The organism is Streptomyces sp. NPDC037126 (assembly GCF_055605965.1).
This window is the reverse complement of the sequence record NZ_JBVJTD010000035.1, coordinates 47,265-54,320: the sequence shown is the minus strand read 5'-3', so window position 1 is coordinate 54,320 and position 7,056 is coordinate 47,265. Positions and strand designations below refer to the sequence as shown.

Genomic DNA, 7,056 nt, shown 5'->3' with positions numbered 1-7,056 from the left:
CCAGGATTTCGTCGATCATCCTTCCCAGCGGCGGCCACAACTTCAACACCTGGAAGCGGGAGATCCCGGGAGCGCTCCAGTGGCTCAGCTCACGGTTGGTCGCCCACTGAACCGACCGGGCCTGACGCTCCGTGAAGCCAACGGGATGGCTGTGTTTTTACGGGGCGGGGGTCCGCGATTCGCCTACGCGCGGTAAGTTTCTGGCCATGCCACGTGGACGCCACCGCCATTCACCCCCTCTGCACCGGCTGTTGCCTCCCTCGGCGATCGCCGGTGTCTCCGTCGTCTGCGCGCTGGGTCCCTGGGTGTTCTCCGAGGCCATGGTGTTGCGGGCCCTGGCCGGGGCCGCCGCCGTGACGGCGCTCGCCGGCGCGTTCGTGATGCGCCGCTGGGACATCCACGCGGGCAAGCAGGTCGCCGACCTCACGCGCGCGCGTGCGGGTGACGAATGGCGCTTCGAGGAGCGGGTCGCCGAACTGGAGACCGACCTCGAGGAGTCCCGCGAGCTGCGCGCCAAGCTGGAGCAGCGGCTGCGCGCCAAGCGCAAGGAGCTGGCCGGCCTGCGCAACGAGCACGCCGCCCTGCTGCGCCGTTACGCCACCGCGGAGACCGAGCGCGCGAGCGCCCTGGAGGGCCGCCGGCTGCTGGAGATCGAGGCGACCGTGCCGTCGTCCGCGCCCGCGCTGCCGCCCGCCCGGAGCGCCGAACCGGAGCCGACAGAGCCGGTCGAGCCGGCCGCGGAGACCGCCGACACCGAGGCTTCCGAGGAGGCCTCGGCCGACGAGCCCAAGGCGCACGCCGTGTTCTCCTCGGAGGGCTCCGAGCTGTACGGGCGTGCTCTGACCGCCCTGGCCCGGTTCGACCGGGACGCTCCCTCCGACGCGGACGCGGCCCCTGACGCCGACGCCGATCCGGAGAACGCCGAGTCGCCCGAGGACGACGAGCCCGAGGGCGCCGGTGCCGAGGACGCCGTGTCCGAGGACGAGCCGGACGGGACCGAGGCCGGGCCCGATGCCAAAGGAGAAGGCGCCGAGGAGGTCGTGACCGCCCGGAGCGAGGCGGCCGTGCCGTCCGGAACGGACGCCGAGGGCACCGACGCCCGTGAGGGCGCCGAGAACGTCGCCGACGCCATGGACGACGAGGCGGGCGAGGAAGCCGCGGCGGCGGACCGGTCCGAGGCCCCCGACGTGCACGCGCGCGTGGACACCGCCTCGACGACCCCGGCCGAGCACGCCAAGCCCGCGGGACAGCCGCCCGCGGGGCACTTCACGGTGCCGACCGCCGTGGCCGTCGTACCGGCCGCGCCCACGCGGCGCCCGATGGTCGAGGGCGGCTTCGACTTCTTCGGCACCCAGAAGGAAGAGCCGAGGACCGCACTGGACTCCGTGCAGAACGAGGACCTCGCCGACGTCGTCGGCGAGGAGGCCCTGGCCGTGCACAAGGCGGAGGCCGAGGCGGAGTTCAAGCCCGCCGACGCCCGCTCGCGCGGTGTCGGCCAGGTCATCGACCTGACCGCGCACGACGAGACGGAGCAGATCGACATCCAGGGGCTGCGCAGCGCCGCGTCCTGAACCGGCGCCAGGCGCCGTACACCGGGCCCGGTTCCCCCGCGGGGGAACCGGGCCTCCGTGTCGTACCGGCCGGGGTCAGCCGGTCATCCAGCGGTCCGGGCCGGCGTCCCTGCGGCCGGTACGGGACCGCTCCGCCTGCTCGTGCAGGAGCCGCCCGGCCGCCACGGCGTCCCGCAGGCGGACCGTGACGGTCTTGTCGGCGCCGGTGTCCACGTGGACGTCGGCGAGGCCCCAGCAGCGCTTCCAGGGCCCCTGGGTGAGCCGTACGCTCTGCACCTTGGCGTGCGGGACCAGCGAGAGCCTGCGGCGCAGCAGGCCCCGCCGGGCGGCGAACACCCTGTCGTCGACGGCGAGGCGGTGTCCCCGCCACCACACCGGGAGGCACCAGCGGGCCCGACGCGGCGGCCGTGCCGGTTCCTGAGGCACCGTCACCCCGGGCAGCACGCGTGCGACGAGCGACTCGGCGACCGCGCGCGGGGCGACCGGTACCAGCACGGAGTTGGCGGACCCGGCCACGTCCAGCTCCACCCGCACCCAGCCCCGCCCGCTCCCCTCCGGGCCCGGGGACCTCCACAGCCGCCAGAGCACCGGCTCGACGATCCGCACGGTCTGTATCCGGCCGGGCGGCACGGTCTCGTGCGCGCGGTCGAGCAGCCCGTGGTCGATGCGCAGCCCGTCGGGGGACGTGCTCAGCGTCCAGTCGAACTCGGTGACGAACCGTCCCGCGCTGCGCGCGCCGGCCGCGCCGGCCAGCGGCAGCGCGGTGCCGACGACCGTCCACAGGTTGTGGGTGGCGAACCACAGCACGGTCGGCACGACGAGCGCGGCGCACAGCGAGCCCCAGGTGGCGCCGGTCAGCAGCAGGGAGCACACCAGCGCGCGCGGGGGCACGCGCAGCAACTGCCGCGCCGGCGCCTCGCCCACTTCCCGCGCCGTCTCGGGTGTGAAGCCCGCCGCGCGCGCCAGCAGCTCCGCCCGCAGGGCGCGTGCCTCCTGCTCGCCGAGGAAGGCCAGCTCGTCCTTCTTGTCGGCGCCCACGACGTCGATCCGCAGCTTCGCGACGCCCGCCACGCGCGCGAGGAGGGGACGGGAGACGTCCACGGCCTGGATGCGCTCCAGCCGGATGTGCGCGGAGCGCCGGAACAGCAGCCCGCTGCGGATGCGCAGTTCGGTGTCGGTGACCGCGAAGTGCGTGCACCACCAGGACAGGAAACCGTACAGGCCGGCCACCGGCACCAGCACCGCGAGTCCCAGCAGGAGCATGGCGCCGGTCAGCCTCGTCAGCTGCTCCTGCGTCCCGTTCGGGTCGTGCGCCGCCCATCCGGCGAGCACGGCGACCGGCGCCCACGCCCGGCGGAAGGGCGTCACCGGGTGCAGCCGGCGTTCGGCGGTCGGCGGGCGCCGCGGTATGCCGTCGCCGGCGTCCGAGGCCGTCACAGGCCCGCCGAACGGGCCTCGCCCAGCTCGGTGAGCCGGTCGCGCAGCCGCTCCGCCTCGGCCGGGTCCAGGCCCGGGATCGTCGCGTCGGTCGCGGCGGCCGCCGTGTGCAGCTGAACGGTGGCCAGCCCGAAGCGCCGCTCCACGGGGCCCGAGGTGACCTCCACCAGCTGCATCCGCCCGTACGGCACCACGGTCTCCTCGTGCCACATGACGCCGCGGCTGATCAGCAGGTCGTCGGCGCGCTCGGCGTACCGCCACGAGCGCCAGTTGCGCCCCAGCAGCCTCCAGCACCACGCGGCGCACGCCACGGGGAGCAGCGCGAAGGCCGCCCATGCGGGCCCCGCCAGCAGGCCCAGGAGCAGCGCGACCGCGGCCGCGAGCACTCCCGTCCCCGTCACCAGCAGCGTCCGGCGCAGCCGCAACAGCCCGGGCGGCAGCCCCCGCCAGATCGTCTCGTCCCCCGGTGTCCCGGTCGCTTCCGGGCTCCCCGTCTCCATGGGGCCAGCGTACGTAGGGGAAACTGGGGCCATGACTCCTACGACGGAGACCACGGTCGGGATCGGCGGCGCCGCGGAAAGCACCGACATGGTGCTCAACATCGGCCCTCAGCACCCGTCCACGCACGGCGTGCTGCGGCTCAGGCTCGTGCTGGACGGTGAGCGCATCGTGCACGCCGAGCCCGTGATCGGCTACATGCACCGGGGTGCCGAGAAGCTCTTCGAGGCGCGCGACTACCGGCAGATCATCATGCTCGCCAACCGCCACGACTGGCTGTCGGCGTTCTCGAACGAGCTGGGTGTGGTCCTCGCCGTGGAGCGGATGCTCGGCATGGAGGTCCCCGGCCGGGCGGTGTGGACGCGCACGCTGCTCGCCGAGCTGAACCGGGTGCTGAACCACCTGATGTTCCTCGGCTCGTATCCGCTGGAGCTGGGCGGGATCACCCCGGTGTTCTACGCGTTCCGCGAGCGCGAGGTGCTGCAGAACGTCATGGAGGAGGTCTCCGGCGGGCGCATGCACTACATGTTCAACCGCGTCGGCGGCCTCAAGGAGGACCTGCCCGCCGGATGGACGGCACGCGCGCGTGCCGCTGTCGCCGCCGTGCGCTCGCGCACGGACGTCTTCGACGACCTGGTGCTCGGCAACGAGATCTTCCGGGGACGCACGCGTGGCGTGGGGACACTCACACCGGGGATCGTGCACGCCTACGGAGTGAGCGGGCCCATCGCGCGCGCGGCGGGCGTCGACTTCGACCTGCGCCGCGACGAGCCCTACCTGGCCTACGGCGAGCTCCAGGACACGCTGAAGGTCGTCACCCGGAGCGAGGGCGACTGCCTGGCCCGCTTCGAGGTCCTCCTGGAGCAGACCCACAACGCGCTGGACCTCGCCGACGCCTGTCTGGACCGGCTCGCCGAGCTGCCGCCCGGACCGATCAACCAGCGTCTGCCGAAGGTGCTGAAGGCCCCCGAGGGCCACACGTACGCCTGGACCGAGAACCCGCTCGGCATCAACGGCTACTACCTGGTCAGCAAGGGTGAGAAGACGCCGTACCGGCTCAAGCTGCGCTCGGCGTCGTACAACAACATCCAGGCGCTGACCGAGCTGCTGCCCGGGACGCTGGTGGCGGACATGGTGGCGATCCTGGGGTCGATGTTCTTCGTGGTCGGCGACATCGACAAGTAGGCCCGCCTCAGGCGAGCGGGTCCGCGATCCCGACCGGCCGCAGCAGCCAGCCGAAGTCGCCGAGACCGCCCGGCGCGGTGAGCTCGGCGGCCTCGCCCGCGCCCGCGAGGGCACGCACGTAGGCGGCGGGATCCGTCGAGGCCAGCGCCAGCGGGGGGCGTTCACCGGTGACGCCGAGGGCCCGCAGAGCGGCCCGCTGCGTGAGCAGGCGCACGCCGGCCGTGTCCGGGGAGGCGTCCGCCGTGCAGGCCGCCGCGCATGCGTCCAGGGCCACGTGGGACGTGATGTCGCAGGAGCCGTCCGGGACGGGGGCCGTCTCGCGGCCCTCGCGGAAGCCGGTGAGCGTGCCGAACGGCGGGCGGGTGTCCACGGTGTGCGCGTAGTCCACGGCCACCGCCAGCCCCCGCACCACCCGGCGCACCGCCGACGCCCACGCCTCGTCCCGGGGCAGCCCGATCTCCGCCCGCGGTCCCTCCTCGGCCGGCAGCGGCCACCACCGGGCGAGCCAGCGCGCCGCCGGGCCCGTCACGGGCTCCCCGAGCCGCTCGGAGCCGTCCTTCGCGACGAGCACGACCCGGGGCAGGCCCGCGGAGTCCACCTCGACGACGTCCACGGGCACGTTGTCCAGCCATTCGTTGGCGAACAGCAGCCCGGTGACCGCCTCCGGGGGCCGGTTCGACCAGGTGATCCGCTCGTCCAGGCCCGCCGGGCGGCCGGCGAGCTCGACGGCGTGCACGCGCGCGCGTGCGGCCACGCCGGCCGGCAGGGCGGCCAGCACACCGGCGGCCAGCTCGCCCCGCCCGGCGCCCATGTCGACGAAGTCCAGCACCGGGGGCCGCCCGAGAGCCTCGTCGACCCGGCACAGCAGCAGGGCCACGGACCGTGCGAACAGCGCCGAGGCGTGCACGGACGTACGGAAGTGACCGGCCGGACCCTCCGGGCGCAGATAGAAGCCGCCGGGGCCGTACAGCGCCGCCTCGGTGGCCGCGCGCCAGCCGCGCTCCTCGCCTGAGCCGGCCGCCCTCGTCTCATCCGCCACGGGACCAGACTAGGCGCACAGCTGATCACGCCCTCCACCTTGCGGAGTACGTCCGCCGGGCGCGGATCGGTCCTCCGGTTGACCCCTGCACGCATCCGGTTTCCCTACTCTGGGTTACGTGCAGCGCCTCTATGACTTCCTCCGCCGACACCCGACCTGGGTCGACTCCTTCTGGGCCGTCGTCCTGTTCGGGCTGTCCTGCGTGAGCGTGGTCAATCTCAGCGGGGCGCCCGACCACCACGGATCGCTCGCCGCGGGGATCGCCGTGTCGGCGGTGCTGTGCGTCGTCGTCGCGCTGCGCCGCCGGTTCCCGGAGGCCATGCTGCTGCTCGCGCTCGCCACCGGGCTCGCGCAGCTGGTGCTGGACGTGGAGACGACCGTCGCCGACTTCGCCATGCTGGTGATCACCTACACCGTGGCGACGATGGGCGCGCGCTGGGCCTCCCGGCTCGCCCTCACGGTGAGCTTCTTCGCGGCGGCCCTCGCCCAGACCCGCTGGCCGGCCCAGCACACCGGCTTCCTCGGGCAGATCGCCATCGTGGTCTTCCAGACGGTGCCCTTCGCGCTCGCCTGGGTGCTCGGCGACTCCATGCGCACCCGCCGTGCCTACTTCGCCCAGCTGGAGGAGCGCGCGGCCCGGCTGGAGAAGGAGCGCGAGGCGCAGTCGAAGGTCGCGGTCGCCGCCGAGCGCGCCCGTATCGCACGCGAGCTGCACGACGTCGTCGCGCACAACGTGTCGGTGATGGTGGTGCAGGCCGACGGCGCCGCCTATGTCCTCGACGCCGCCCCCGACCAGGCCAAGAAGGCCCTGGAGACGATCTCCTCGACCGGCAGGCAGGCCCTCGCCGAGATGCGCCGCCTGCTGGGCGTGCTGCGCACCGGGGAGCACCAGGAGGGCGGGGAATACAATCCGCAGCCCGACGTCGAGCAGATCGACGAGCTGATCGAGCAGTGCCGCACCTCCGGACTGCCCGTCGACTTCAAGGTCGAGGGCACCGCGCGCCCGCTGCCCAGCGGGGTGGAGCTGACCGCGTACCGGATCGTGCAGGAGGCGCTCACCAACACCCGCAAGCACGGCGGGCCCAACGCGGGGGCGAGCGTCCGGCTGGTCTACTTCGACGACGGGCTCGGCCTGCTCGTGGAGGACGACGGCAAGGGCGCCCCGCACGAGCTGTACGAGGAGGGCGGCGCCGACGGGCAGGGGCACGGCCTGATCGGCATGCGCGAGCGCGTCGGCATGGTCGGCGGCACGCTGGACGCCGGCCCGCGTCCGGGCGGAGGATTCCGCATCAGCGTCCTGTTGCCGCTCAAACCGGCGCACTGACG

At 74.0% G+C, this 7,056-nt stretch carries 6 protein-coding genes; 3 read left to right on the top strand and 3 right to left on the bottom strand.

From position 1 onward, the window contains the following. The first annotated feature begins 206 nt into the window (after nt 1–206). The gene (locus ACZ7FF_RS40720) at nt 207–1,571 is read left to right on the top strand and encodes a hypothetical protein (protein ID WP_470819268.1); all 1,365 of its coding nucleotides are present in this window, start codon (nt 207–209) and stop codon (nt 1,569–1,571) included. A gap of 75 nt (nt 1,572–1,646) precedes the next feature. Here the strand turns inward: ACZ7FF_RS40720 and ACZ7FF_RS40715 are convergent, their stop codons facing one another. Both ACZ7FF_RS40715 and ACZ7FF_RS40710 read right to left on the bottom strand, forming a co-directional pair. Next, on the bottom strand, nt 1,647–3,008 hold the full coding sequence (locus ACZ7FF_RS40715; protein ID WP_470819266.1) for a PH domain-containing protein: 1,362 nt from the start codon (nt 3,006–3,008) through the stop codon (nt 1,647–1,649). After that, nucleotides 3,005–3,508 carry a PH domain-containing protein gene (locus ACZ7FF_RS40710; protein ID WP_470819264.1) on the bottom strand — a complete coding sequence of 168 codons (504 nt, stop codon included), beginning with the start codon at nt 3,506–3,508 and terminating at the stop codon, nt 3,005–3,007. The genes ACZ7FF_RS40715 and ACZ7FF_RS40710 overlap by 4 nt, the downstream gene beginning before the upstream one ends. A gap of 31 nt (nt 3,509–3,539) precedes the next feature. On the opposite strand from ACZ7FF_RS40710, the gene ACZ7FF_RS40705 reads away from it, so the two are divergent. Beyond that, nucleotides 3,540–4,691, top strand: a complete 1,152-nt coding sequence (locus ACZ7FF_RS40705) for an NADH-quinone oxidoreductase subunit D (protein WP_470819262.1) — start codon at nt 3,540–3,542, stop codon at nt 4,689–4,691. Nucleotides 4,692–4,698: 7 nt separating this feature from the next. On the opposite strand, the gene ACZ7FF_RS40700 is transcribed toward ACZ7FF_RS40705, so the two are convergent. After that, on the bottom strand, nt 4,699–5,730 hold the full coding sequence (locus tag ACZ7FF_RS40700) for an SAM-dependent methyltransferase (RefSeq protein WP_470819260.1): 1,032 nt from the start codon (nt 5,728–5,730) through the stop codon (nt 4,699–4,701). A gap of 118 nt (nt 5,731–5,848) precedes the next feature. Here ACZ7FF_RS40700 and ACZ7FF_RS40695 point away from each other — a divergent pair, with 118 nt between their 5' ends. Then, a complete protein-coding gene (locus tag ACZ7FF_RS40695) occupies nt 5,849–7,054 on the top strand; it encodes a sensor histidine kinase (RefSeq protein ID WP_470819258.1) in 1,206 nt (401 codons plus the stop codon). Nucleotides 7,055–7,056: the final 2 nt, after the last annotated feature.

What these genes read in the sequence shown, in the direction of transcription:
- ACZ7FF_RS40705 (WP_470819262.1), top strand. Translation starts at nt 3,540, where the DNA reads ATGACTCCTACGACGGAGACCACGGTCGGGATCGGCGGCGCCGCGGAA.
- ACZ7FF_RS40710 (WP_470819264.1), bottom strand. Translation starts at nt 3,508, where the DNA reads ATGGAGACGGGGAGCCCGGAAGCGACCGGGACACCGGGGGACGAGACG.
- ACZ7FF_RS40720 (WP_470819268.1), top strand. Translation starts at nt 207, where the DNA reads ATGCCACGTGGACGCCACCGCCATTCACCCCCTCTGCACCGGCTGTTG.